The organism is Pantoea sp. X-Soil-ISGK-275, from assembly GCF_059730795.1.
In genome coordinates, this window is sequence record NZ_AP035977.1 from 122,450 (window position 1) to 147,434 (window position 24,985).

Below are 24,985 nucleotides of genomic sequence, written 5' to 3' on the forward strand. Positions count from 1 at the left end.
CAGCCAACACTTTGTCATTTAGATGAAGACGCTGATTCACGCTGCATCACCAGACTGAGCGCTGCGGGCAACACCGTCAGCGTCATCAGCGTTCCCACCAGCAACCCACCAATGATGGCGTAGGCCATCGGCCCCCAAAATACCTGATGCGAGATGGGAATCATGCCTAAAATCGCGGCGCAGGCGGTGAGAATAATCGGGCGGGCACGATGCTCTGCCGCTTTGCTTAACGCATCGTTGCGTGACATGCCAACGCGCAGATTGCTATCGGCTTCCATGATCAGGATTACCGCGTTGCGGATGATCATGCCAGCTAACGCAATCATCCCGAGCAGAGCGACAAATCCCATCGGCGTACCGCTGGGCAGCATCGCCAAAACAATGCCGGGAAGCCCAAAGGGCGCCATCGCCAATGCCAGCAACATGCGCGATATTCGTTGCAGCTGCACCATCAGCAGAATTAGCATGACAAACAACGTCACCGGCAATACGGCAAACACCGAACCGTTACCTTTATCGGATTCGGCAACCGTGCCCTCTTCATCAAGCGTGTAACCCGGCGCTAATCCGGCGCGCAGCTGCTGAACAGCCGTACTGAGCTGCGCGGATGTGGCTTCCGCCTGCATGCCTGCCGCCACATCCGTTTGTACCACCACATAGGGAAAACCCTGTCGACGCCACATCACCGGATCCTGCAATCCCCACTGCAGCGTCGCCACCTGGCCGATGGCGATCTTCGTGCCTGCTGCGGTGGTCAGTTTGAGCGCAGCGAGGCTACTCAAATCCAGCCGGTCAGCATCGTTGGCGCGCAACACTACATCAACCAGCCGATTATGATCTCTCACGGTCGTCACGCTTTGACCGGACCACACGCGGTTCAGCAGCTGCGCGATATCCTGTGAAGAGACGCCAGCCGCACGGGCTGCAGTCTGGTTCACCACAAAAGTGATGACGCGTTCCGGCTCGCCCGCCGTCATGTTTACACTGCGCGTCGCGCGTGATTGCCCGAGGATGCCGGCCAGCTTTTCTGCATACTGTTTTACCCGATCGTAATGCGGCCCGCTGATGCGATAGCGTATCGGCCAACCGACCGGTGGCCCCAGTTCCAGCGGCGATACGCGCGTCACCACATCGCTGAATTCACGTGCCAGCAGACGGTCGAGTTCGGCTTTGAGCCGATCTCTCGCCGTCAGATTTTTGGCCACCACCACCAACTGTGCAATGTTTTCATCATCGTTGAGCACGTCCATCGGCAGATAAAAACGCACGGCGCCGCTGCCGCTGTAGGAGGAGAAGTGGTCAATATTCGCGTTGCCGCTGAGTTTCGCTTCGAGCTGTTCCACCACACTTAGCGTGCGCGCCTGCGATGCGTTCGCGGGCAGCGTGAGGCTGACCAGCAGCTCCGGGCGATCGGAGGCGGGGAAAAACTCGCCCTGCATATGGCTCATGCCCCAGATGGCGACCATCAGCGAAGCACCCGCCAGACCGAGCGTGAAACTTCGATGGCGCAGGACCTGTGAAATCAGATGGCGATAAAAACGCAGCAATAAACCGGGTTTAGCGTGCGATTTAACTGGCCTCGATGACAGGATCCAACTGCCGGTCAACGGAGAGAACAGCACCGCGACAACCCAGGAACTGAGCAGCGAGATCAGCACCACGACAAACAGCGAGTAGCAATATTCTCCCGCGCCGGATGCGGCGAAGCCGACGGGAATGAAACCGGCAATCATCACCAGCGTGCCGGTGAGCATCGGAAATGCGGTAGTTTCAAAGGCCACCGTGGCGGCGCGCCAGCGGGAATCACCGGCTTCAAGTCTAGCGACCATGGTTTCCACCGCGATCATCGCGTCATCAACCAACAAGCCCAGCGCAATGATCAGCGCGCCAAGGGAAATACGTTGCAGCCCAATGCCCGCCAGCATCATGCCGGTAAACGTCATCGCCAGCACTAATGGAATTGCCGCTGCCACCACTAAACCGGCGCGCAATCCGAGCGACACGAAAGAGACGGCCAGCACAATAACGATAGCTTCGCCGAGCACCCGCACAAATCCACTGACCGCATTGCTGACCACCCGCGACTGATCGGCCACTTTTGTAACCTCAATGCCGTGCGGCAGTTGGCGGGCAATTTGCGACATCTTAGCCGTTAACGCGTTACCAAAATCCAGCATATTGCCGGTCGGTGCCATGGAGATCGCCAGCCCAATCGCGGGCTTACCGTTGACGCGATAAAGCGGCGTTGGCGGTTCGGCAGGCACACGCGACAGCGTGACGATATCGGTCAGGGGAATGTAACGATCGTTGAGATGCAGCGTCACGTCGCGCAGGCTTTGTTCCGAGTTGAAGGCACCGCTGACGCGCAGCGCGATGTTATCGCTGTCGGTGCGAATGACGCCGGCGGGTGATAAGGCATTCTGCGCCTGCAAGGCATCGGTGACCTGCTGCAAGTTCAGGCCCATACCCGCGAGTTTGCGCGGAGAAAAGCGGGCAACAATCTGCTCCTCCTGCACACCGAGCAACGCAATTTTGCCGATGTCTGGCACGCTCATCAGCCGATCGCGAATGGATTCGACGCGATCGCGCAATTCACGTGCACTGAATCCTTCAGCGGTAAAACCGTAAATCGTGCCAAAGGTATCATCAAAATCGTCATTGACCGCCGGGCCCGCAACGCCCGCAGGCAGCGTGCTGCTGACATCCTGCATTGTCTTGCGCACCTGATACCAGATGTCCTGCACTTTGGCGGGCGGCGTGCTATCTCGCAGATTCACAAAGATAACGGTTTTGCCGGGATGCGTTTCGCTCTGCACGTAATCCAGATACGGCACTTCCTGCAGCTTCTTCTCCAGCGGTTCAGTCAGAAGTTGCACCGTATCGTTGAGATCGGCGCCGGGCCACTGCGCGGAGACCACGGCGGTTTTGATAGTAAAGGCAGGATCTTCGTTACGCGGCAGCGCCTGATAGCTGAGCACGCCCGCGCCAAGGATCATCAGCATCAGAAAAGCCATCAGCTGTTGATGAGTTAGCGCCCAGGCGGAAAGGTTGAATTTAGCGCGAGCTGAATGTTCACTCATGGCTGCTCATCTCCCAGCGAAACCGCTTCGCCATCGCGCAATGTGCTCACGCCGGCCGTGACCACGCTTTCGCCCGCCGTGAGACCACTCGCGATATAGACTTCGCTGGCGGTGAAGCGGGAAATCACCACTATGCGGCGCGCTACCTTGCCGCGCTGTGCATCCAGCACAAACACCGCCGGCTTGCCCGCCAGGCGAGTCAGCACGGATGCAGGAAGGATGAAGGTGCGTGTATCGCTTTCTGGCAGCGCAACGCTGACGCTGGCACCCAGCAGCATTGCTGGCGGCGGGTCGTTCAACGTTAATCGAACCCGCCAGGTACGCGTCTGTGGATCAGCCTGCGGGCTGATATCGCGCAGATGCGCCTGTGCGATAATCGCCGGTGAAGCGAGCAGGGATACATGAAAGGCGTCGCCGGGGAGCGAGGAAAATGCCGCCGGGAAAGGTACATCCATCACCACATCTCGCTGTGTACCGCTTGCCAGCGACATCACCGTTTGACCGGCGCTCACGACCTGTCCGGCGGATGCGCTGACGGCGGTGATCACGCCGCTAAAAGGGGCCGTTAGCTGGGTCCAGCGCAGATTTTCTTTCGCGTTGTTAAGTGCGGCTTCGCTGCTCTGCAGACGCGCAGCGGCGGATTGCCAATCGGATTGCGCGCTGTCTAACTGCGCCCGCGCAATCGCACCGGAAGGCATCAACTGTTTCATGCGATGCAGATTCAGCGCCGCGACGCGTTCCGTTGCCCGTGCGCTGTCGGTGTCAGCCATCGCACTCTGTAACGCGTTTTGGGTCGTGCTGCTTTCTAACGTGGCCAGCACCTGGCCCGCGTTGACGCGGTCGCCCACTTCGGCAGATCGCGCCAGAATCCGCCCATCCAACCTGAAACCCAGCGATGTTTCGTCATGGGCGTGAATATCACCGGTCATCTGCACCTGCCGCCCTTGCGTGGCAGGCTTCACGATGATGAATTTTACCGGCCGGGGAGGCGCCGGGGGTAAGGGATCGCGTGGCCCGCAGGCGGTGAGCGATAAGGCGATGACCACCATGCAGGGCAACAACGGCAGCAACGCTATTAAGCGTTGTGCATCGATAAGATGATTGGCGGCCTGTTTGACCAGGCCGGTGAAAGAGTCTGTCATGGCGCCTCTCCGTACAAGGATTTGGCGCCATTAAAACGGCTTACTGTCGAGATTCTTTGTACGGCGAGTCAAGATCCTGTCAAGAGCGCGACAACGGCTCCGTACTGACGTTAGGCAAAAAAATTGCCAGGCTGAGACCACCCTCTTTGGGGAGTTTGGCGCTAATCCTGCCGCCGTGCGCCACGCAGATGGCGCGGGCGATCGACAGGCCAAGTCCGCTGCCGCCGGAGTGTCGCGCGCGTGAGGATTCGCCGCGCGTGAAGCGTTCGAACATCTCTGGCAGAAACGCCGGTGTGACGCCGGGGCCATCATCCCTGAATTCAATACTGCAGCCTCCCGGTACCGCCCGGGCGATAATCTGCAACTGGCCCGCAGGTTTGCCATAGCGCAAGGCGTTTTCAATCAACACGCTAAAAACCTGACCCAACCGGAAGGGATCGGCGCGGCAGGTGAGCGTGCTGTCTGCTACCACGCTAATGATCATGCCGCTGGCTTCGGCTTGCGGTCGCACCCAGGCCACGCGCTCGCGTGCCAGTTCTCCCGGATTGATCACATGCAGATCCAGCTTAAGTTGCCCGGCGTCGGCCAGCGACAGCAGGTGAAGCTCATCAATGAGTCGGCTCATGTGACGCAACTGTTTCATGACCATTTCCAGCTGCTGCGGTTCAGGCTGAAACACACCATCCAGCAGACCTTGCATTCGACCCATGGCGGCCGTCAGCGGCGAGCGTAGTTCGTGTGCCAGCGCCACGTGCGAGGCGCGCAGTTCACGATCGTAGAGCGCCAGTTGCTGGCTCATGCGATTAAAGTCGTGCGCGAAGTGCAGCAGCTCTGCCGGGGCGCTTTTTACCATAGTGGCGGATGAACCAAACTGCCCTTCGGATACCCGATCAGCGGTTTTTTTCAGGTGGCTGAATTGCAGCGCTAGCGGACGGGCGTAGCGCAGAACGGTGAAAGCAACAAACGGCGTAATGATGAAAATCAGGATGATCACCATCAACCAGTCAGCGGCACCGACCGAAGGATCGGAGTAGCGCACACCCCAGCGTTCATCAACGATCTCGTGGAAGCGCGGCAGATTGGTTTGCGGATGCGCGCGCAGTGTCAGAAATTCCTGGCGCATGTCCGGCGGCATATGGTGGATGATCCACAGGTTTTGCAGCGCAAAGCGCAGGAACATAATCCCGGCGACGGCAATAACCGTGACGATGGCCAGTGTCAAAATACGCACGCAGATCCAGCGCCACAGCGTTTGAGGAGGTGACTGTTTCATGGCTGTCTGAACCTGTAACCCACGCCGCGCACGTTGAGTAATATCTCTGACAACCCGGCGTTTTCGAGCTTCTTACGCAGATTGTAGACGTGGGTATCGATCACCCTTTCCAGCGCCTCGCTTTCAGGCATACAGGTTTCGATCAGATATTGACGGCTAAGCGCGCGCACTGGCGCTCGCATCAGCGTCACCAGCAGAGAAAATTCGGTTGGCGTGAGGTCAATGCGGGTTGGATGCTGCTCTGACTGCGCGACAACGGCGGTCATCGCCGCAGTATTAACCTCCAGCGCTTGCCAGCGCAGCACTTCATCCTCGGCAACTGCCGCACGGCTACGGCGCAGCACGGCCTGCACGCGCGCAACCACTTCACCCGGATGATAGGGTTTCACCACGTAGTCATCCGCGCCTAAGCGCAGCGCGCCGATTCTGTCGGGCGTGTCCGTCATCGCGGTAATCATAATCACTGGCGTGTCAGCGCGGCGTCGCACGGCAGCCAGCACCTCGGTGCCGTTCATGCCGGGTAACATGATGTCGAGCAGAATGAGATCGGGTTTCCACTTCTCTACGCGCTCAAGTCCGCTAAGCCCATTACCGGCAATCTCCACGGCATATCCTTCGCGTAGCAGATAGGCTTCCAGCACGTCTGCCGCGTCTGCATCATCCTCAATAACCAATACTCGTCTGTTGTTCATGGCTCACCTTGACAGTTTCTTCATAAATCCCTGGCACTTAATTGACATTGCTTCGGGATACTCCGACCTGTGACGTAACGCCCGGGCAAGGGGCTAAAAACAGATGGGTAACTGAGGTGACACGATGATAACCAGAAAAAAGGCGCTGTACAGTGGCTGTTTGTTACTGGTCAGTTTCAGTGCCAGCACGCGCGCCGATGACAGCGCAGCGCAGGATGGCGTGATGATGGGCGTGGGCGCGCAGACCACGCCGAAATACAGCGGCGCAGATAAGCAACGCTGGCAGGTGGTGCCGATGGTGCAGGCCCGAAAGGGCGCATTTTTCATCGATTCGCAAAAGGGTGTTGGCTACGATTTGCAAAGTGACAGCGGCCTATATCTGGAGCAGACATTGGGATATGGCCTGGGCAGGGCGGACAAGGATTCCAACTGGCGCGATGGTTCTGACAAGCTGCGTGGCATGGGCACAATCAATGCCACGCTCAACACCGGAATTGCTGCCGGTTGGGCGATCTCGCCATGGCTGATTCTGGAAGCGAAAGCCGTTCTGCCCCTAACAGCCAGCCAGGGCGTAAATTATCGCACTTCGTTGACGTTGATTCCGCTGCAAAGCCAGGAAGACAACCTTTCCTTGCAGACCTCCGCGCTGTTTGGAGATGCGCGCTACATGCAAACCTGGTACGGCGTCAACGCGCGTCAAAGCGACAAAAGTGGCTATACGATTTACTCGCCTGCAGCCGGATTTTATGGGGTAGAAACCGACCTGACATGGAGTCATCAGTTTACGCAGCACTGGGGCGGCGCAATGAGCGCGGGTTACACGTGGCTGGACGATCACGCGGCGGACAGTCCTTTTGTGTTTAGGCAGAACCAGCTGACCGCAACAGCGGCGGTGACGTATACGTTTTAGGGACTCTACGCGTTGAATCCTGGCAAAGGCGTATTGACATTGCTGATGGTTATTAGCGTTTGCGCTATGGTGCATCTGGCTGTCTATCTTATTTACATCGCTTAAAAAGCGTTGAGACGAAATGCGACACGCGCTGTAGCGGCACATTAATTTGTCTATTTATCCAGGTGCGCCTGAATGCGCACCCTACAAAAACCTCGCCAAACAACGGTAGGGTCGCCATTTATGTCGACCAATAAAACACCTTCACTCCGCATTATTCACTGCGCATATGTACGCATCAGGAACAGATCATAACGCTTATCCCATGAGCTTTTGTTTATGGCTTAGTGGTTGATTGTGCATATGTTCATCGTCAGCGGGCAATGCTGAGATGACGATCACACCTTGAACGCTGAAAACTACTTAGCAGGCTTATTGTGATGGTGCTCACAATGAGCAGGCGAAAAATAAGCGATAAAATATAACAAATGAACAACAAGCGTTCATTTGAGCAAGGTGCAGCCTACAACCTCTGACCTAAACCCAAAAGGTTCATCCATGAAAAAACGATACAGTACGAAAGTACTGGCGCTTTTCTGCGCCCTGTCATTTCTGATGTATGTCGATCGCGTAAACCTTTCAACTGCGGCGGGGCTGATAAAGCAGGATCTTGGCCTCAATAACACCGATCTGGGCCTGATTTTTTCTGCCTTCGCTTACACCTACTTAGTGTTTCAGATTATCGGTGGCTGGTTTGTTGACCGCTTCGGCGCACGCAAAACCATTATCATCTGCGGCAGTATCTGGGTGGTCGCGACCATCTGTACCGGTTTTGCCGGTGGTTTCGCTTCGCTGTTCCTGTCACGCATGCTGCTTGGCGTAGGCGAAGGGGCGGCATTGCCGTCACAAGCACGCGCCATGACATTCTGGTTCTCCAGCGAGAAGCGTGGCTTTGTACAAGGTATCACCCACTCATTTTCACGCTTTGGTAATGCTGTTACGCCATCGCTGGTGGCGCTGTTAGTACTGATGCACTCCTGGCGCTTCTCATTTATCGCATTGGGCGTTATCACCGCCGTATGGCTCGGTTTCTGGATTGCAGGCTTCCGCGATAACCCGCATCACATTGCCGATATGAGTGAAGAAGAACGCAAGATTTTGCCAAAACTTGACGCCTACATGACGGACAAAGTGAAAGCCCCCACGCCATGGAAAGCGCTGCTCAAACGTATTGGACCAACCATGGGCGTCTATTTTTGCTACGGCTGGACCGGCTGGCTGTTCTTCACCTGGCTTCCGACTTTCTTTATGAACGGTCGCGGCATGGACCTGAAATCGTCCGCACTCTTCACCTCAGCAGTGTTTCTCTCGGGTGTGGTGGGGAATACCGTCGGCGGCATAGTGAGTGACAAAATCCTAAAACGTACCGGCAATGTAGTGGCGGCGCGACGTAACGTCATTATCTTTAGCTTTCTGAGCGCCGGTTTGCTGCTTATTCCGGTGATCAGCTCCACCAACATGACGGTCATTACCGCCTGTCTCGGTCTGGCCTTCTTCTGCCTGGAACTGACCATTGGGCCTATCTGGGCAGTGCCAATGGAGATCACGCCTAAGTTCGTTGGCGTCGCCAGTGGCCTGGTTAATGCCGGCTCAGCGGTGGCGGGCATCATTTCGCCGATTCTGTTTGGCATCATCATTGATAGAACCGGCAACTGGAGCTTGCCATTTTATGGCTCGGTTGTGCTGCTGATGGTGGGCATCGTGCTTACCTTCTTTATGCGCCCGGACATTCCGTTGTCTGAAGATTCCCCTTCTCGCGGTGAAGTACAGCCCGCAAATAATGCTTATCACTGAGGAAATACTGATGAAAAAACCTTCTGTTGCACTGGTGCTGGGCGATCCAGCAGGTATTGGTCCAGAGCTTGTGGCCAAAGTATTGTCGCAGCCGGCGCTACGTGAGTTGGCTAACGTGATTATCATTGCCGACCGCCAGGAGCTGGAAAAAGGCATGACTATTGCCGGTCAGCGTTTCGACTATGACGAAATCGCTGATACCGCAAATATCAGGTTCACGTCAGGTAAACCGTTGCTGCTCAATCATGACTGGTCTTCACGCACGCCTTTTGATTATGGCAATGCAAGCGAGCAGAGCGGCGTGTATATCCTGGAAACGCTGGCGCGTGCGGTCGAATTGACCCAGCAGGGCATTACGCAAGGAGTCTGTTTTGCGCCGCTGAATAAGCAAGCGATGCATATGGGAGGGCTGCAGCATCGCGATGAATTGCACTGGTTCGCCGAACTGCTGAAGTGGGATAGTTTCTGCTGTGAGGTGAATGTGGTGGATGACCTCTGGGCTGGACGCGCCACTTCGCATATTCCCTTCCGCGATATCGTGAAGAACCTCAGCGTTGAAGGCGTAGTCGATACCATTGCGCTGATGGATCGCACACTGCGTCAGGCGGGCATTGCGCAGCCGAAAATTGCCGTGCAGGCACTCAATCCACATGGTGGTGAGAATGGTCTGTTTGGTGATGAGGAACAAACCATCATTAAACCGGCGATGGCAAAAGCCAAAGATCAAGGTATTGATGTCTATGGCCCTTATCCAGCCGATACCACCTACAAAGCCGTAGAGACACAGCATCTGGATGCTGTGGTTTCGATGTACCACGATCAGTTCGCCACCGCGTTAAAAATGCTTGGCTTCGAACGCGGTATTACCGTACAGGGCGGGCTGCCGATTCCGATTGCGACCGCCAATCACGGCACCGCATACAACTTATATGGGCAAAATCTTGCAACGCCATCGGCGTTTGAGAACGCTTTCCGCTTGCTGGTGCGTATGGCAGCCAGCGCGATTTGATTCCCAGTTATCGTTCGATATCCGATTATCAGGAGAATCTTCGCTATGCCAAATTCGCTTAAACTCGGTGTTAACACCTCGATTTTCGATGGGCACGACATGGATGTCGCCTTCGGAATCATTAGCCGGTTAGGCTATGAGTACGTTGAGGTCGCTTATAACCAAGGTTATGTCGGTGACCTGGATGACAGCCTGTTTAGCCCGGCCAATGCGCAACGCATTCGGACACTGCTGGACAAGCATCAGTTGAAAACATTGGCGCTCGGTTGCACCTTTAATCTGGCGCGACCCGAAGCGGTTGCGTATCTGCAAACACGCATCGGTTTTGCTCAGGCGATAGGCGTCAAGCTACTCAACACCTGCACGGCAAAGCGTGAGGATTATGCGGCGCTGGTGAGTAATTTACGTCAGATCGCGCCGCATCTTGAGCATGCTGGTTGTTGTTTACTGATCGAGAATGGCGGCGACCATAATTATGATGCGTTTGCGCTGGCAGCCGAGGGCGAAGAGTTGCTGCGAGAGGTGGGCAGTGCAGCTGTAGCGTTTAATGGCGATGCCGGCAATATGGTGTCGTTGCGACCTCAGGCGGATGCGATACAACAAATAATGCAACTGTTGCCGCAGATGCGTCATTGCCACATTAAAGATGTGTATAAACAGGGCGCAGAGTTTCACTTTCCGCCCATTGGACAGGGCATCTTAGATTATCAGCCGCTCATCAAGTCACTGGCTGCGCAAGATATTCCTTGTACGCTGGAAATTCCACTGCGTATGCATCGACTGGCTGACAGCACGCCGGTACGCAGTGATACGCCAGTGGGACTGGAACGAATTGTTGAAGTGCTTAGGGAGAGTAAAAAGTATATCGATGGGTTGCAGAGCGACTTCGGTTGAAGCAAGTGCATCAGGTCATTACAAACGCCCGCTATGGCGAAAATCCACTATAGCGGGCGGCTTCAGGCAGAAAAGTTATTTCTTAGGAACTTCAGAGATCTCTTTTACGTCACTTTTATTGATTTGCTGCTTAACACCATTGGCATCGACGTAACCCAGCAGGCCGGTTTCGGCATCCTGTGGTTTGCCATCGGTCACGATGGTACGTCCATCATTGGTGTGGATGGCGTACGAGGTCCGTGTACAGCCGGTCAGAGCAGACAGGGCAATAAGCGCAGTAACAGAAAGCAAAATTGATTTTTTCATTAGTCTCTCCAGGCTAGTTAAAGGATATTAATTATCCAGTTCGCTCATGTTGGTAATCTTGTCGCGATTGATCTGCTCAGTTTTACCGCTTTGCGCATCCTTGTAAGAAACAAGGCCTGTGTCGCTGTCGATTTGCGGCTTACCCGACGTCACGATAGTGCGTCCGTCGGTGGTTTTAATCGCCTGATTAGAAGAGCAAGCGGTTAATGTCATTGCCATAAAAGTGCCAAGAAATGCCGTTGCCAGTACTGTTTTATTCATCATGATGAGTTCCTTTCAGTGGAATACGTTTAACTACCTTCAAAGCGTAGAACATTTTCCCGAAACTTCCAGAAACCCGGCGCATCTGCGCTGTTTAACCTGACTCAAACGGCGGTTCATGCCGCGCGATCAGCGAATCTCATTCACGTACATAAAGTTTTCGGTGCTAAAACGGTGGTGCGCCAGAATCACCGGAAGGGCGCTCTGATCAAACGACACTTCATCAATCACCATCACGGCGTGCGGCAAACTCAGCTCCAGCAGTGCGGCATCCTCTTCATTCGCCAGCGTGGCGGTGATTTGCTCGCGCACCGCAGCGACGCGCAAATCGTAGCGTTCAAACAGATAGCGATAGAGCAGCGGCGGCAACTGATCGGCGGGAGGAAAATCGACCAACCGCGCCGACGGCAACACCAGCGTTTCATGCATTGCGGCAATCCCCTTCACACGACGCACACGCTTCAGGCGGATCACCTTATCACCCTGAGCAATTTGCAGTTTCTCCGCCTCGTCGGCGCTGGCATGACTGAGCTGATAATCGAGTAAACGGGTATCGGATTGCAGCAATCCGCCGGTTTTATCGTGCAGCCGGAAATACTGGAAAAAATGGCTGAGGTTGTGCAGCGGTGCCCAGCCGGTCACCACGGTGCCGGTTTTACGACGGCGCATCAGCATGCCTTCCGTGGTCAGCGCCGCCAGCGCTTTTCGCACCGTGCCAACCGACACACCAAACTTCGCCGCCAGGCTATTTTCACTCGGCAAAATCGTGCCTGCGGGCAGTTCGCCTTGCAGGATCGATTCGCTGATATGGCGCTTGACTACTTCATACAGCGGCGCACCTTCACCTTCGCTGAGCCTGGCGAAAGGTTGAGCATCGTTCGCGTCATAGTTTTTTTGCATGTTTCCGATTACCGATTGACCGCCGTGGTTGAATTGCATTATCTATAAACTATATAGAAATACAACAGACGATAATCCTATGATGCAAAATTCACGCTTTAACAGTGCATTAGCGATGATTGCTAACGACGGCGCGCAAATGACCGATGACCTCAAACAGATGCTTGAGGTCAATACCTGCTTCCCGCCGGGCAACGGTTATGGCGCTTTTGCTGACGTGATGACGCATCTGTTGCAGCCGCTGGATTTTAGCTTTGCGCGCGTCTCGGTGCCGGAACATTTGTGGCAGGCACCGGACGGCAGCGCGTACGGTGAACGCGTCAATCTGCTGGCATCCCTTGATGCCGGTGCGGCTGAAAACTGCAATCTCTATTTCCATACCGATACCGTGCCCGCCGGTGATGGCTGGCGTTTTCCGGCGCTGACGCTGACTGCAGCGGAAGGCAAGCTGTTTGGGCGCGGCGCGGCAGACATGAAAGGCACCATTGTTGCGGCGATGGCGGCGGTACGCGCGGCGCAGGCGGCGGCGATTCCGCTGCGATTTAACCCGGTGTTTCTACTGTGTAGCGATGAAGAGGGCGGCTTGTATCCCGGCATCCGTTATCTGGCGGAACAGCAGCTTTTCTCCGGCCATCTGCTCAGCTTTAACGGCGGCGCAGTGCCGCGCATCTGGGCCGGCTGCTTTGGCAGCATCGATCTCAAGGTAATTATCACCGGACGTTCGGCGCACTCCGGCGATCCGGTTAACGGCATCAATGCTATCGAAGCGGCGCTGCCGCTGATGAACGCGCTTTACCAGCTGAAGCTCGAGGTGGAACAACGCACCTCGGCGATGCCTTCTCCGCCGCATTATCAGGGCAAACCGCTGACGTCACTGTTAACGCTGGCTGCCGCACAGGGCGGCAGCAAAGGCTCGACCATCCCGGAACGTTTTGAGCTGCTGATTAATCGCCGTTACGCGCCGGAGGAGCGCTTTGACGCGGTGTGGCAAGAGCTGACGCACTGCGTGGAAAACGCGATGCGCGATAGCCGCGCGCTCGACGTCACGCTGCAAATGATTGGTCATCTGGCGCCGGTCGCAAATCCTGACGGCCCGCATTGGCCGCGCTGGCAGGCGGCGCTGAGTCAAGGATTTGGTTTCCAACCCAGCGAGTTCAAACCCTGGGGATCGTCCACCAGTTCTGATATGGGCTGGGTCCAGCAAGCCGGGATTCAGGAGATTTTACTCGGCGGCCTCGCCCGTCCCGACAATCGCATTCATGCCGCCGATGAGTACACCACGCTGGCAGATTTGATCGCACTTTCGCAGTCCATTCTGGCGTATCTCGCCGATGATTTTCAGCCAACCCAGGGTAATTAACTATTTAACGAGGAAGAGAAGATGTGCGCAATGAAAGGGTTAAACCGCAGACAGTTTATCGCCAGTTCTACCGCTCTGACGGGCGCAGCGATGCTGCCCTGGTCGTTCTCGGCCCATGCCGCGCAGGTGACGAGTGCTACGCCGGGCGGCACCGCGCGTAAAGGCGGCGTGCTGCGCATCAGCGTTGACCAGGCCGTCAGCGTGCTCAATCCGCATCAGGTTCGCGTCAACCCGGAATATCTGGTGGCGGAACTGCTGTACAGCGGCTTAACGCGTCTGACGCAGGAGATGAAAGCCGAAGCCGATTTGGCGCAATCCTGGCAGGCCAGCGCCGATCTCAAGCAGTGGACATTTACCCTGCGCCCGAACCTGAAGTTCAGCGACGGTTCCGCGTTAACCTCAGCGGATGTGGTCGCCAGCCTGCAGGCGCTGCTCGATCCAAAAAATGCCTCACCGGCGCTGCATAACATTGGGCCGATTAAAGCCGTCAGCGCGCCAGACACCAATACGGTATTGATTGAAACCGATGCGCCTTACGCCGATTTGCCGGTGATGCTGGCTTATCCGGACGCAAAAATTATCCCGGCCAGCATCGCGCAAGGCCAGTTTGACAAGTTGAGTAAAGCCTCGTTCGGCGCCGGTCCTTTCCAACTGGTGTCCTATGATCCAGAACGCAAAATTGTGGTGAAGCGCAATCCGCATTACTACGATCCGGCGCGCCCCTATCTGGATGGCGTGGAAGTGGTGGTTTATCCCGATGGCATCGCGGAGAGTTCCGCGCTGATCGCCGGTGACACCGATCTGATGCTGAGCGCGCAGTCGAGCGAGTTCGCGCGCCTGTCCAAATCTTCCGGCGTGCTGCCGCTGCGCGTGGCCTCCGGCCAGTTCCTTAATGTGAACATGGGCTGCGATCAAAAACCTTTCAACGATGTGCGAGTGCGTCAGGCGCTGGCGCTGTGTGTTGATCGTCAGGCGTCAGTGGATTTCGTGGCGGATGGCCTGGGTTCACCGGGCAATGACACGCCGATCAACGGCGCGTATCCGTTCTTCGCTAACCTGGTGAAAAAAGCGGTGGATTACAGCAAAGCCAAGGCGCTGCTGGCGGATGCCGGTTATCCCAACGGTCTGGATTTAACGCTGGTTGCCTCCGACAAACCGGCCACCCGCACGCAGCTGGGCATCGCGCTGCGCGAAATGGCGAAACAGGGCGGTTTCCGCATCAACGTGCAGACCATGGCGCACAGCACCTATCTCGATCAGGTGTGGAAGAAGGGCAATTTCTACGTCGGCTTCTACAACATGCAGCCGACGCCAGACGCAGTGTTTTCTCTGCTCTACACCTCAACCGCATCCTGGAATGAAACGCGCTGGAACAACGCGGAGTTTGATAAAGCGGTCGGTGCAGCGCGTGAAACCCGCGACGAAGCCCAGCGCGCCACGCTGTATGGCAAAGCGCAGCAGCTGATGCACGACGAAGTGCCGTCGGTGATCCCAACCTTCTTCGATCTGCTCGCTGCCAGCCGCGATTATGTCGGCGGATATCATCTGCATCCGCGCGGTGCGGTGTTCCGTCTTGACCATATCTGGTTGACCGACAAAGCGCCGAAGCGCGCAGTGTAAGGAGCGAACGTGACAGCAAGTTATCTGCTCAAACGCCTTCTGCTGATGGTTTACACCTTGTTAGTGGTGTCGCTGCTGGTCTTTGGCATCACTCAACTGTTACCGGCCGATGCGGCTGTCACCTTGCTGGGACAAAACGCCACGCCGGAAGCATTGGCGGCGGTGCGTGAACGTCTGGGGCTGGATGCCCCAGCGTGGTTGCAATACTGGCATTGGCTGACGCAGGCACTGCAAGGCAACTTTGGCGTATCGATGCGCAATGGCCTCGAAGTGGCACCGACGCTGCTAACGGCGTTATCGCGCTCGCTGCTATTGGCGGTGTGCGCCCTGATCCTGATGCTGATTATCGCCATTCCCCTTGGCATCTGGGCGGCAGTGCGTCGCGGCAAAACCGCCGATGTGCTGGTGAGCGTTATCTCCTATATCGGCATCTCGTTCCCGGAATTCGTCACCGCCACGCTGGTCTTGCTGCTGTTTGCCGATGTCTGGCAGATTTTGCCCGCCACCGGCTATGTGCCGCTCAGTGAGAACTTCGTCAGCGGCATTCAGCACCTGATTCTGCCGTCGGTCACCGTGGCGCTGATTCTGGTGGCGCACGTCTCGCGCATGGTGCGCTCAGAAATGGTCGATGTGCTGCATACCGATTACATCCGCGCCGCGTGGCTGAAAGGTTTATCGCGTCGTCGCATTCTCTGGCGACATGCGCTGCGAAACGGCTTGTTGCCGACCATCACCATTGTGGCGCTGGATGTTGGTTATCTGCTGGGCGGCATTGTGGTGGTGGAGGAGATTTTCGCCATTCCCGGCATTGGCCGCGAACTGATTGTCGCCGTGCAGGCGCGCGATCTGCCCACTATTCAGGCTGGCGTGATGATCCTCGCCGCGACCTATTCAGTGGTGAACTTCCTGGCTGATTTGGCCTACGTCACTCTCGATAAGCGGATCTCCTATGCCTGATATTTTGAAACGTTTGCTGCGTTCACCGCAGGGCGCCGCTGGCGTGCTGATCATCTTGCTGGCGCTGCTGATGGTGGTGGGCGGTGCGCACGTTGCGCCTTTTGATCCTGAATCGATTTCCATCCTGACGCGCTATAAGCCGCCCAGTGCGGAACACTGGTTTGGTACCGATCAGATGGGCCGCGACATTTTCAGCCGCGTGATGGTGGGTGCGCGCTCAACCATTTTACTGTCGCTGCTGGCTACCGCGCTGGCGATGGTGATCGGTTCGGTGCTCGGCACTGCCAGCGCCTATCTGGGCGGCAAATTTGATGAGTTCATGATGCGCACCATGGATGCGGTGATGGCGATTCCCAGCCTGCTGTTTGCATTGCTGATTGTCAGCACGCTCGGGCAGAGCAGCATGAACGCGGTGCTGGCGATCACTATCGCCTTTGTGCCGGGCATGGTGCGTATCTCGCGCAGCGTGGCATTGGCCGCCCGCCAGCAGGATTACATCAATGCTGCCATCGCGCGCGGCGAAGCCGGGCACTACATCATCCTGCGTGAAATGCTGCCGAATATTCTGGCGCCGATCATCGTTGAAGCCACCATTCGCGTTGCCTTCGCCATCATGCTGTTTGCCACCCTGAGTTTCCTGGGTTTAGGCGCACAGCCGCCAGAGCCGGAATGGGGATTGATGGTCTCAGAAGCGCGCGCCTACTTCTTCAATGCGCCGTGGATGATGATGATTCCGGGCCTCGCCATCGCGCTGGTCGCCATTGGTTTTAATTTACTGGGTGACGGGCTGCGTGATGTGCTCAACCCAAGGAGCCACTGATGAGTGACAAGCTTGCACCGGTGCTGTCGGTGGAAAATTACAGCCTTGATTACGCGTTAGCCAAAGGACATGCGCTGCCGGTGCTGCGCGACATCAACCTGCAGGTGATGCCCGGCGAAGTACTCGGGCTGGTGGGCGAATCGGGTTCCGGCAAAACCACGCTCGGCTGGGCGATTATGCGCTGGCTGGCGGGTAACGCGCGTGAGCTGCAAGGCGATATCCGCCTGAACGGCGACAGCCTGCTGACTTTGCCCGCGGCCAAACTGACGGCGCTGCGTGGGGCCAAACTGGGCATGATTTTTCAGGATCCCAGCGCCTCCCTCAATCCTACGCTGACGTTGGGTGAGCAGGTCACCGAAGTGCTCCGCCGCCATCGCGGGTTATTGGCGCGTGAAGCGCAGGAGCTGGGCGAATCGCTGCTGCACGACGTTGAACTCAAAAATCCGGCACGCATGATGCGCCGCTATCCGCATCAGGTTTCGGGGGGCGAAAAGCAGCGCATTCTGATCGCCACCGCCTTTGCCTGCCAGCCCGACTGCATGATTTTTGATGAGCCGACCACCGCGCTGGATGTGATCAGCTCGGCGCAAATCCTCGATTTGTATGAGCGATTGCGCGAAGAGACCGGCGTCGCGTCGTTGTATATCTCGCACGATCTGGCGTTAGTCGCCAAAGTCGCCAATCGCGTCTGTGTGCTGGAACAAGGGCGCATTGTCGAACAGGCCGACACGCGTAGCATGTTTAACGCGCCGCAAAATGCCTACACGCGCAAGCTGATTGAGGCGGTGCCTAATCCGCAACATCGGCTGGTGCAGGACGCGCCGGGCAATCAACCGTTACTCGGTTTGAAGCAGTTGACCATCGACTATGGCAAACAAGGTTTGCTCGACCGCCTGCTGAAGCGCGAAGCCAATACCACGCGCGCCGCCAATGCGGTTTCGCTCACTGTGCATCAGGGCGAAATTCTCGGTGTGGTCGGCGAATCGGGTTCCGGTAAATCGTCGCTGGGTAAAGCTATCACTGGATTGGTGCCGTTCAGCGGCGAGCTCGATTTTTGTGGCTACACGCTGCATGGCCGCGCGCAGATGGATAAAGAGTATCGCCGCCGCGTGCAGATGATTTTCCAGCATCCCGATGCCTCGCTGAATCCGCGTATGACCATCGGCGAGATCATCGCGCGACCGCTGCGCTTGTACGGTTTGCCGCCGGGCGAAACCGAAGCGCAGGCGGTGGCGCGCCTGTTGCAGGAAGTGCGTTTGCCGCCAGAGTTTGCACAGCGTTATCCGCATGCGCTGTCGGGCGGCCAGAAGCAGCGCGTCGCGATTGCCCGCGCCTTTGCTAATCCGCCGGATCTGGTGATTTGCGACGAGATCACCGCCGCGCTCGACGTCTCGGTGCAGGCCACCATCATCGAGCTGCTGCTGGAACTGCGTCGCCGCTACGGCACCGCGTATCTGTTTATTACCCACGATCTCAACCTGATTCGCCAGATCGCCCATCGTGTCGCCGTGATGTATCGCGGTGACGTGGTGGAAGTGCTGTCCGGCGACAACATGACGGCGTTGGCGCAGCATCCTTATACCCGTGCACTGCTTGATGCGGTGCATATTCCCGACTTATCCAAGTCCGTTGCATGACGAGAAAAACATGAATCCTGAACAGTTAATTCATCATATCGATCGCGACTTTTGCCTCTCTTTCCTGGCAAAAATGGTGCAGCACAAAAGCTACAGCGCCACCGATGGTGAGCGTGAACTGGCGAAATACATGGCCGCGCAGATGGCGCAGCTGGGCCTGGAAACCGAACTGCAAAACGTGCCTGGCGATCGACTGAACGCAATTGGACGACTAGCAGGCAGCGGCGGCGGCAAAAGCCTGCTGTTTAACGGACATCTGGATACCAATCCGGTCACCGAAGGCTGGACCGTCGATCCCTGGGAAGGAAAAATTGACGAGCAGTTCATCTACGGTATCGGCGTGTCGAACATGAAAGCGGGTGATGCCGCCTACTTTTGCGCCTTGAAAACCCTGATTGATGCCGGTGTGAAGCTGAAAGGCGATGTGATTCTGACTTATGTGGTGGGCGAGTTGCAGGGCGGCATTGGTACGCTGGCGGCGATTGAGCAAGGTGTGCGCGCCGACTACTTCATCAATGCGGAACCCACCGATCTGCAAGCGCTCACCATGCACGCCGGTTCGCTGATGTTTACCATTGAGCTCACCGGCGATACGCGTCATTTGTCCAAGCGTGAAGAAGCGGTGGATGCGATTAGCGCCGCCGTCGAACTGATTCCGCAGATTAACGGTATGACCTTTAGCGGTGCGAAAACTGCTGAGCATTTGAAGATTAACCGTGGACATATCGGTACCGTGCATGGCGCGTTGGGCCGCGATTTGGAAGAGTGGCGACCGCCGCAGGTGGCTGATTTTGTGCGCTTAAAAGGCTCGGCACGCTTTGCGCCGGGGCAAACGGTGGAAGGTGTGCTCGCCGATCTGCAGGCATTGCTGAACACCTTGTGCCAGCGCTACCCGGGCCTGAAAGCCGAGCTTTATGATGATGGCATTCGCGATAAACCCACCATGTTGCCGTTCGAAGTGTCACCGGAATCGGCCATCGTTAAAGCGGTGAATCGCGGCTGGAAAACCGTGCGCGGAACCGAGCAGCCGACCGGCGTGATCACGCCTCCGGCATTCTTTGGCACTGACGCGGCGCATCTCTATCAGCATGCGGGCATGGAAGGGATCGTCTGTGGGCCGGGCGGCAAATACAACACCATGCCGGATGAACGGGTTGAAATCAGTGAATTCCTCGATATGGTGCGCATCTATTTGCTGGCCATTCTGGAGATTTGCCAGCCGGTTGAGGCCGCGTAATGCACGCCGAAGCGCTGATGCGTCTGCGCGCCGCCATGCAGCAGAACACGGTCGATATCATGCTGGTGGATCACGGTGAGCTGCTGGCGTGGCTCACCGGCTTTACCGTCTCCGAAACCTTGTATCGCGCCTGTCTGGTGCCGCTCAACGGCGAACCCTGGATGGTGCTGCGCCAACTGGATGAGGCGCCATGCCGCACGCAATCGCCGACGCTGGACGTGGAAAGCTATCGCGATGATCAGGATGCCTGGCACACGGTGGCGCAAAGCCTAATCCGTCGCGGATATCAACAGGCGCGCATCGGCGCGGACTTTTACTCTTACGGCATGACGGTACACAGCTGGCAGCAGCTTTCGCGCTATCTACCAGACGTGACGTGGCATGATTTAACCGGCTTGAGCGACCGGCTGCGTAGCGTCAAATTCCCGGCGGAAATCGCCGCGTTGCGTCAGGCTGCTGCCATCGCCGATGCCACAATGATGGCGATTGGCGCGGAAGTGGAGGGCGGCTGGCGCGTGCGCGATGTCGCCGCGCTGGCCGCCGGAGAGTTTTTACAGCTTGGCGCGGATACCGGCGAAACCGGACCGATAGTGATCGCCAGCGGTGATAATGGTTTTCTGCATGCTAGTGGCCACGAGCAGCGGCTGGAAAAAGGCGATGTGCTGCATGTCGAGCTGATACCAAAAGTGAAACATTACAGCGCGCGCCTGATGCGGCCTTATATCGTCGGGGAGATTTCGGCGCAGCGTGCCGAAGTGGCAGCACAGCTGATCGCGATTCAGGATCAGCAATTTACCGCCATGAAACCGGGCATGACGGCGCACGACGTGGATGCCATCGTGCGCGATGCGGTTTTGAGTAGAGGATTGCGCGCGGATTATCCCAATATCACCGGTTATGCGCTGGGGCTTTATACACGCACGCCACGACCCAGTGATTTTTCCTGCAGTTTCTACCCTAACGCGCAGTGGCTGCTGGAAGAGAATATGGTGTTCCACATGTATATTTCGGCCCAAGGTTTGGCGTTCAGCGAAACGGTGCGCGTTACGCCCGCTGGTGCAGAGCGGCTGACAAATTTACCGCGTCAGTTATTATCATTGCCGGACCAGTAATGAGCAGGATGTATTATGACGCAGGACGTTGAACTGATTGATTTAGCCGTAACCTTTCCCGCTTTACGTTTCGATCTGAAATATGCCACGGCGGATAACATCGCGGGCTATGCCATTTACCAGGAGGCCAAAGCGCTGCTGCATCCGGCAGCCGCCGACGCACTGGCAAAAAGCATTGAGATCGCCCGGCTGGCGGGATTCAGTTTGTTGGTATTCGATGCCTATCGGCCGCAGCAAGCGCAGTGGCACTTGTGGGATGCCTGTCCGGATAAAGATTATGTGGTGCCGCCCGCGCAGAGTTCGAATCACAGTCGCGGCGTCGCAATTGACCTGACGTTACTTGATGCACAAGGCCAGCCGCTGGATATGGGCACCGCCTTTGATGCGATGGAAGCAGAATCACATCCGTATCATCCGAATGTCCCCGCCGAAGCGCAACGTAATCGCCTGCTGCTGAACGCGATTATGTTTGGCGGCGGCTTTGTCGCCATGCCAACGGAATGGTGGCACTTCGAACTTCCTGACGCGAAAAATTATCCGTTACTTGATGAGCGATTTGGCTGCTTTGCGCGTTAAATTATTTCATTTGGCCGATGGTACAAAACCCTGATTAATATTCAGCTGTAATAACGCCAAAGCAACGTAGGGTCGCCATTCATGGCGACCGATTCAAGCATAACCAGACATATATGCGAATTTCGGTCACCATAAATGGCGACCCTACAAAGGATTGGCGCGTTTTTGGTGGTGTTACTGCATCATCAATAAAAAACTACCTCAGCTGACTATCCTTACTTCCGCGGCGGTTATAACCGCCGATCGCCGCCTGTTTTTTATCGATCTTACTCTGACAATTCACGCAGTAACGCACGCCAGCTAATGCCGCGCGACGCGCTTCCGGGATCGGTTCGCCGCACTCGTCGCAAAACTCGGCGCTTTCACCGTGACCGAGATTCTCGCGCGCGCGGGCCACCGCGTCATCAACCGTGGCATCAATTTGTTTGTGCACTGCACCGTCTTCTGACCAACCGCCAGCCATACTTCACCTCCACAAATACTGATGCCCAAAGTATAAGACATGGCGTAATGAATGCCGGACAGGCCAGAATTTAACAAGATTGACACATCATCGCGCGCCATCCTAGACTGCGGCTTGTTCCAAGGGGTGATCTGTTAAGGGGCTGAGATTCTACCGGCTGGCGTGTATGCGCTGGCAACGTAGTGACCCTCCGAACCTGATCCGGCTAATACCGGCGTAGGGATGCGGAACCGCAGGGCGATATTGCGCCCTGATTCCCTCTTTGTGCTTTGTAGCGGACAGTTCGCGCTCTTCAGGCGTTGCCTGAGAGTCTCTGCGCAATCGCAAAGGTGGCGACACATGAACGAAACACACATCATCCAGGCTCTGCTGACATTCCTGCAGCGTGAAGAGACCTCAGACGACGATTTCAACCAGCTGGCCCTCCAAATCTTCGCTTATCAATTCGAACACAACCCACCTTATCGCCGCTTCGCCATCCAGCGCGGACGCACGCCGCTGACGGTGAAAAACTGGCGCAACATTCCCGCTATCCCAATTAACGCCTTCAAAGATCTGACGCTCAGCTGCCGTCCCATCGACCAGATTGCCGAGATCTTCATGACCAGCGGCACCACCGGCACGGTAAAAGGACGCAGCTACCATCCGACGCTGGACGTGTGGAAGAAATCGATGCTGCTCAACTTCCGCCGTCGCTTTATGGCGGGCAGTGAACGCATGCGCATGGGCATTTTATTCCCGGATACCGTGGCGATGCCGAACTCCTCGCTGGCGACCTATCTCGATTTGGCGATGCAGGAGTGCGGCACGCCAGACAGCGAAGGAATGGTGGGCGAGCATGGCCTCGATATCGATCGCCTGTTCAGTGCGCTGGAACAGGCCGAAGCCAGCGGCGAACCTTATGCGCTGCTGGGTGCCAGCTACAGCTTCGTGCCTCTGCTGGATGAAATGCAGCGCCAGCAACGCGGCTTCGCGCTGCCTGCTGGCAGTCGCATTCTCGATACCGGCGGTTTCAAAGGCCAGTCACGCGAGATTGGCGCAGAGGATTTCTACGCTTCGCTCTCTCACGCCTTCGGCATCCCGCGCTCACACTGCATCAACATGTACGGTATGACGGAAATCAGCACGCAGTTTTACGATGCGGGCAATGAACGCTGCCCGCCGGTAAAATCCGGGCCATACTGGATCCGCACACGCGTGGTCAATCCGCTTACCGGTGATGATGTGCCGGACGGCGAGATTGGCGTGCTGCTGCATCACGATCTGGCGCATTTCAACTCGGTATCAGCGTTGTTAACGGAAGATGCGGGCGTGATGGTGCCCGGCGGATTCCATCTGCTGGGACGCGCAACCGGCGCTGATGCCAAAGGCTGTTCGCTGACCATGGAAGCGTTTCTCGCCAGCGCGCAGGCACAGTTGTGAAGGAAGTTGCCGGACATCTGCCGGGCCTTTCCGCTGATGAAGTGCAGTGGCATACGCTGAGTTTCAATCATCGTGGCGAGCGCCTTGAGGTTTGCGTTCCGCAGCTTGATGACGCGCAGATAAAGGCGCTCGCAGCGCGCATCCGCACCAACGCCCGCGCTTATCTTCATCAGCTAAGCGTCGCGCAGATTATCGCCATCATTGATAAAGCGGTGGCGCGACTGCTCGATCGCCATCATCCACTGCGCATCAAAGCCGAAAAGCTGCTGCCCATCGTCACCGGTTACGATGCCGACATGGTGCGGCTTGGCCTCACCGGCTACCTGAAAACCTTTCGTCAGCCGCAGCTGAAGCGCTTTCTGGCGGAGGATTTCACCGATCCGCAGATGCTCGACGATTTCCAGCCACGCCCCAAAGGCGGCTTTGCACGCGCGTTTGGCCCGCAATTGTTGATGCATATCTGGGCGGGCAACGTGCCGGGTTTGCCGCTGTGGAGTTTGATTTGCGGCCTGCTGGTCAAGGCGGGCACCATCGGCAAACTGCCGGGCAATGAGCCGCTGATGGCAAGCTGGTTCACGCAGTTGCTGGCGGAAATCGATCCAAAACTCGGCGAGTGCATCGCGGTGGTGTGGTGGAAAGGCGGCGATGCGCAAACCGAGCCAACCTGGCTGCGCCAACCCGATGTGCTGGTGGCTTATGGCGGAAATCCAACGCTGGCGGCGATCCAACAGCGTTTGCCAGTTACCACGCGCTTTCTGCCACACGGCCACAAAATTAGTTTCGGGCTGGTGGCGCGTTCGGCGTTGAATGCTCGGCAGGGCGCGGAGTTGGCGCGCCGCGTGGCCTATGACGTGATGCGTTACGACCAGGCGGGTTGCTACTCGCCGCAAATGCTGTTTGTCGAGCGCGGCGGCAAGGTGTCGCCGGATGAGTTCGCCAGCTATATCGCCCATGAACTCGCTGCGCTGGCGCATAAACATCCGCGCCGTCCGCTGGCTAATGATGAGATGAACAGCATTGCCGCGTGGCGTAATGGCGAGGAGATCCGTGCGCTGGGCGGAGATCGTACGCTTTACGGCGAGGCGTCAGACGATTGGGCGGTGGTGAGCGTTGATCATGCAGAGCCTTTATCGCCTGCTGCGCTCGGCCGCACCTTGAAAGTGGTGTCCGTGGATGCGCTGGAGGAAGTGGTCGATTTGGTGGCGCAGCAGCGGCATTTTCTGCAAACCGCAGGCGTGGCGGCCGCGCCGAATGAGTTGTTCCGCATCTCCGCTCTTCTTGGGCAAGTGGGTGTTACCCGCATCGCCGCGTTCGGCAACATGACCTCGCCGGAAGCGGGCTGGCATCACGACGGGCGTTTTAGTTTGCTCGATCTGGTGACCATCACGGAGATCGAGCAGGGCGCAGAAGCGGCGGCAGAAGGGTTTGCGCCTTATGCGGACTGACGCGGTCGCCATGAATGGCGACCCTACGACGTA

Annotated in this window: 22 protein-coding genes and 1 riboswitch; of the genes, 14 read left to right on the forward strand and 8 right to left on the reverse strand. The window is 56.9% G+C overall.

The features are described 5' to 3' along the window. Positions 1–14: 14 nt before the first annotated feature. The 4 genes from AC6I8A_RS19970 to AC6I8A_RS19985 form a co-directional block, all read right to left on the reverse strand. Positions 15–3,080 (reverse strand): efflux RND transporter permease subunit, encoded by a 3,066-nt coding sequence (locus AC6I8A_RS19970; protein WP_497819011.1) that lies wholly within the window; start codon positions 3,078–3,080, stop codon positions 15–17. Beyond that, complete coding sequence (locus AC6I8A_RS19975; protein ID WP_265303450.1) at positions 3,077–4,222, reverse strand: efflux RND transporter periplasmic adaptor subunit; 1,146 nt, start codon at positions 4,220–4,222, stop codon at positions 3,077–3,079. The genes AC6I8A_RS19970 and AC6I8A_RS19975 overlap by 4 nt, the downstream gene beginning before the upstream one ends. 79 nt (positions 4,223–4,301) lie before the next feature. After that, positions 4,302–5,495, reverse strand: coding sequence for a sensor histidine kinase (locus tag AC6I8A_RS19980; protein ID WP_497819012.1), 1,194 nt, complete (start codon positions 5,493–5,495; stop codon positions 4,302–4,304). Further along, a complete protein-coding gene (locus tag AC6I8A_RS19985; RefSeq protein ID WP_436333233.1) occupies positions 5,492–6,187 on the reverse strand; it encodes a response regulator transcription factor in 696 nt (231 codons plus the stop codon). The genes AC6I8A_RS19980 and AC6I8A_RS19985 overlap by 4 nt, the downstream gene beginning before the upstream one ends. A 124-nt stretch (positions 6,188–6,311) precedes the next feature. On the opposite strand from AC6I8A_RS19985, the gene AC6I8A_RS19990 reads away from it, so the two are divergent. The 4 genes from AC6I8A_RS19990 to AC6I8A_RS20005 all read left to right on the forward strand — a co-directional run bounded on the left by AC6I8A_RS19990 (position 6,312) and on the right by AC6I8A_RS20005 (position 10,836). Beyond that, positions 6,312–7,097, forward strand: coding sequence for a MipA/OmpV family protein (locus tag AC6I8A_RS19990; protein WP_497819013.1), 786 nt, complete (start codon positions 6,312–6,314; stop codon positions 7,095–7,097). A gap of 540 nt (positions 7,098–7,637) precedes the next feature. Beyond that, on the forward strand, positions 7,638–8,933 hold the full coding sequence (locus AC6I8A_RS19995) for an MFS transporter (protein WP_265303446.1): 1,296 nt from the start codon (positions 7,638–7,640) through the stop codon (positions 8,931–8,933). Between the two features lie 10 nt (positions 8,934–8,943). Then, a complete protein-coding gene (locus AC6I8A_RS20000) occupies positions 8,944–9,942 on the forward strand; it encodes a 4-hydroxythreonine-4-phosphate dehydrogenase PdxA (RefSeq protein ID WP_497819014.1) in 999 nt (332 codons plus the stop codon). 45 nt (positions 9,943–9,987) lie between these two features. After that, entirely contained in the window at positions 9,988–10,836 is an 849-nt protein-coding gene (locus tag AC6I8A_RS20005) for a sugar phosphate isomerase/epimerase family protein (protein ID WP_497819015.1), read from the forward strand. A 75-nt stretch (positions 10,837–10,911) separates the two neighbouring features. Here AC6I8A_RS20005 and AC6I8A_RS20010 read toward each other — a convergent pair whose 3' ends face one another. The 3 genes from AC6I8A_RS20010 to AC6I8A_RS20020 all read right to left on the reverse strand — a co-directional run bounded on the left by AC6I8A_RS20010 (position 10,912) and on the right by AC6I8A_RS20020 (position 12,303). Beyond that, complete coding sequence (locus tag AC6I8A_RS20010) at positions 10,912–11,142, reverse strand: YgdI/YgdR family lipoprotein (RefSeq protein ID WP_179452518.1); 231 nt, start codon at positions 11,140–11,142, stop codon at positions 10,912–10,914. Between the two features lie 27 nt (positions 11,143–11,169). Continuing rightward, the gene (locus AC6I8A_RS20015; RefSeq protein ID WP_155727019.1) at positions 11,170–11,403 is read right to left on the reverse strand and encodes a YgdI/YgdR family lipoprotein; all 234 of its coding nucleotides are present in this window, start codon (positions 11,401–11,403) and stop codon (positions 11,170–11,172) included. A 129-nt stretch (positions 11,404–11,532) separates the two neighbouring features. Beyond that, complete coding sequence (locus tag AC6I8A_RS20020; protein ID WP_265303443.1) at positions 11,533–12,303, reverse strand: GntR family transcriptional regulator; 771 nt, start codon at positions 12,301–12,303, stop codon at positions 11,533–11,535. Positions 12,304–12,382: 79 nt separating this feature from the next. Between AC6I8A_RS20020 and AC6I8A_RS20025 the strand changes: the two genes are divergently transcribed. From AC6I8A_RS20025 to ddpX, 8 genes are read left to right on the forward strand one after another with little or no spacing between them, the layout of a single operon-like run. After that, positions 12,383–13,663 (forward strand): M20 family metallopeptidase, encoded by a 1,281-nt coding sequence (locus tag AC6I8A_RS20025; protein WP_497819016.1) that lies wholly within the window; start codon positions 12,383–12,385, stop codon positions 13,661–13,663. Positions 13,664–13,684: 21 nt separating this feature from the next. Beyond that, on the forward strand, positions 13,685–15,283 hold the full coding sequence (locus AC6I8A_RS20030; protein ID WP_497819017.1) for an ABC transporter substrate-binding protein: 1,599 nt from the start codon (positions 13,685–13,687) through the stop codon (positions 15,281–15,283). A 9-nt stretch (positions 15,284–15,292) separates the two neighbouring features. Then, entirely contained in the window at positions 15,293–16,240 is a 948-nt protein-coding gene (locus AC6I8A_RS20035; protein WP_007885920.1) for an ABC transporter permease, read from the forward strand. Further along, positions 16,233–17,060, forward strand: a complete 828-nt coding sequence (locus AC6I8A_RS20040; protein ID WP_008110632.1) for an ABC transporter permease — start codon at positions 16,233–16,235, stop codon at positions 17,058–17,060. Before AC6I8A_RS20035 ends, AC6I8A_RS20040 begins: the two co-directional genes overlap by 8 nt. Further along, positions 17,060–18,697, forward strand: coding sequence for a dipeptide ABC transporter ATP-binding protein (locus AC6I8A_RS20045; RefSeq protein WP_497819018.1), 1,638 nt, complete (start codon positions 17,060–17,062; stop codon positions 18,695–18,697). The genes AC6I8A_RS20040 and AC6I8A_RS20045 overlap by 1 nt, the downstream gene beginning before the upstream one ends. 10 nt (positions 18,698–18,707) lie before the next feature. Further along, entirely contained in the window at positions 18,708–19,934 is a 1,227-nt protein-coding gene (locus AC6I8A_RS20050) for a M20 family metallopeptidase (RefSeq protein WP_497819019.1), read from the forward strand. Then, positions 19,934–21,046: a M24 family metallopeptidase gene (locus AC6I8A_RS20055; protein ID WP_265303437.1), complete on the forward strand. Its 1,113-nt coding sequence runs from the start codon at positions 19,934–19,936 to the stop codon at positions 21,044–21,046. Before AC6I8A_RS20050 ends, AC6I8A_RS20055 begins: the two co-directional genes overlap by 1 nt. 15 nt (positions 21,047–21,061) lie before the next feature. After that, positions 21,062–21,622 carry a D-alanyl-D-alanine dipeptidase gene (ddpX, locus tag AC6I8A_RS20060; protein WP_497819020.1) on the forward strand — a complete coding sequence of 187 codons (561 nt, stop codon included), beginning with the start codon at positions 21,062–21,064 and terminating at the stop codon, positions 21,620–21,622. 196 nt (positions 21,623–21,818) lie between these two features. Here ddpX and AC6I8A_RS20065 read toward each other — a convergent pair whose 3' ends face one another. Beyond that, positions 21,819–22,085, reverse strand: coding sequence for a DksA/TraR family C4-type zinc finger protein (locus AC6I8A_RS20065; protein WP_061720421.1), 267 nt, complete (start codon positions 22,083–22,085; stop codon positions 21,819–21,821). 112 nt (positions 22,086–22,197) lie between these two features. Beyond that, positions 22,198–22,325, forward strand: a riboswitch (TPP riboswitch). Between the two features lie 99 nt (positions 22,326–22,424). On the opposite strand from AC6I8A_RS20065, the gene AC6I8A_RS20070 reads away from it, so the two are divergent. Then, positions 22,425–23,507, forward strand: coding sequence for a LuxE/PaaK family acyltransferase (locus tag AC6I8A_RS20070; RefSeq protein ID WP_497819021.1), 1,083 nt, complete (start codon positions 22,425–22,427; stop codon positions 23,505–23,507). Beyond that, on the forward strand, positions 23,504–24,952 hold the full coding sequence (locus tag AC6I8A_RS20075) for an acyl-CoA reductase (RefSeq protein ID WP_497819022.1): 1,449 nt from the start codon (positions 23,504–23,506) through the stop codon (positions 24,950–24,952). Before AC6I8A_RS20070 ends, AC6I8A_RS20075 begins: the two co-directional genes overlap by 4 nt. Positions 24,953–24,985 lie beyond the last annotated feature (33 nt).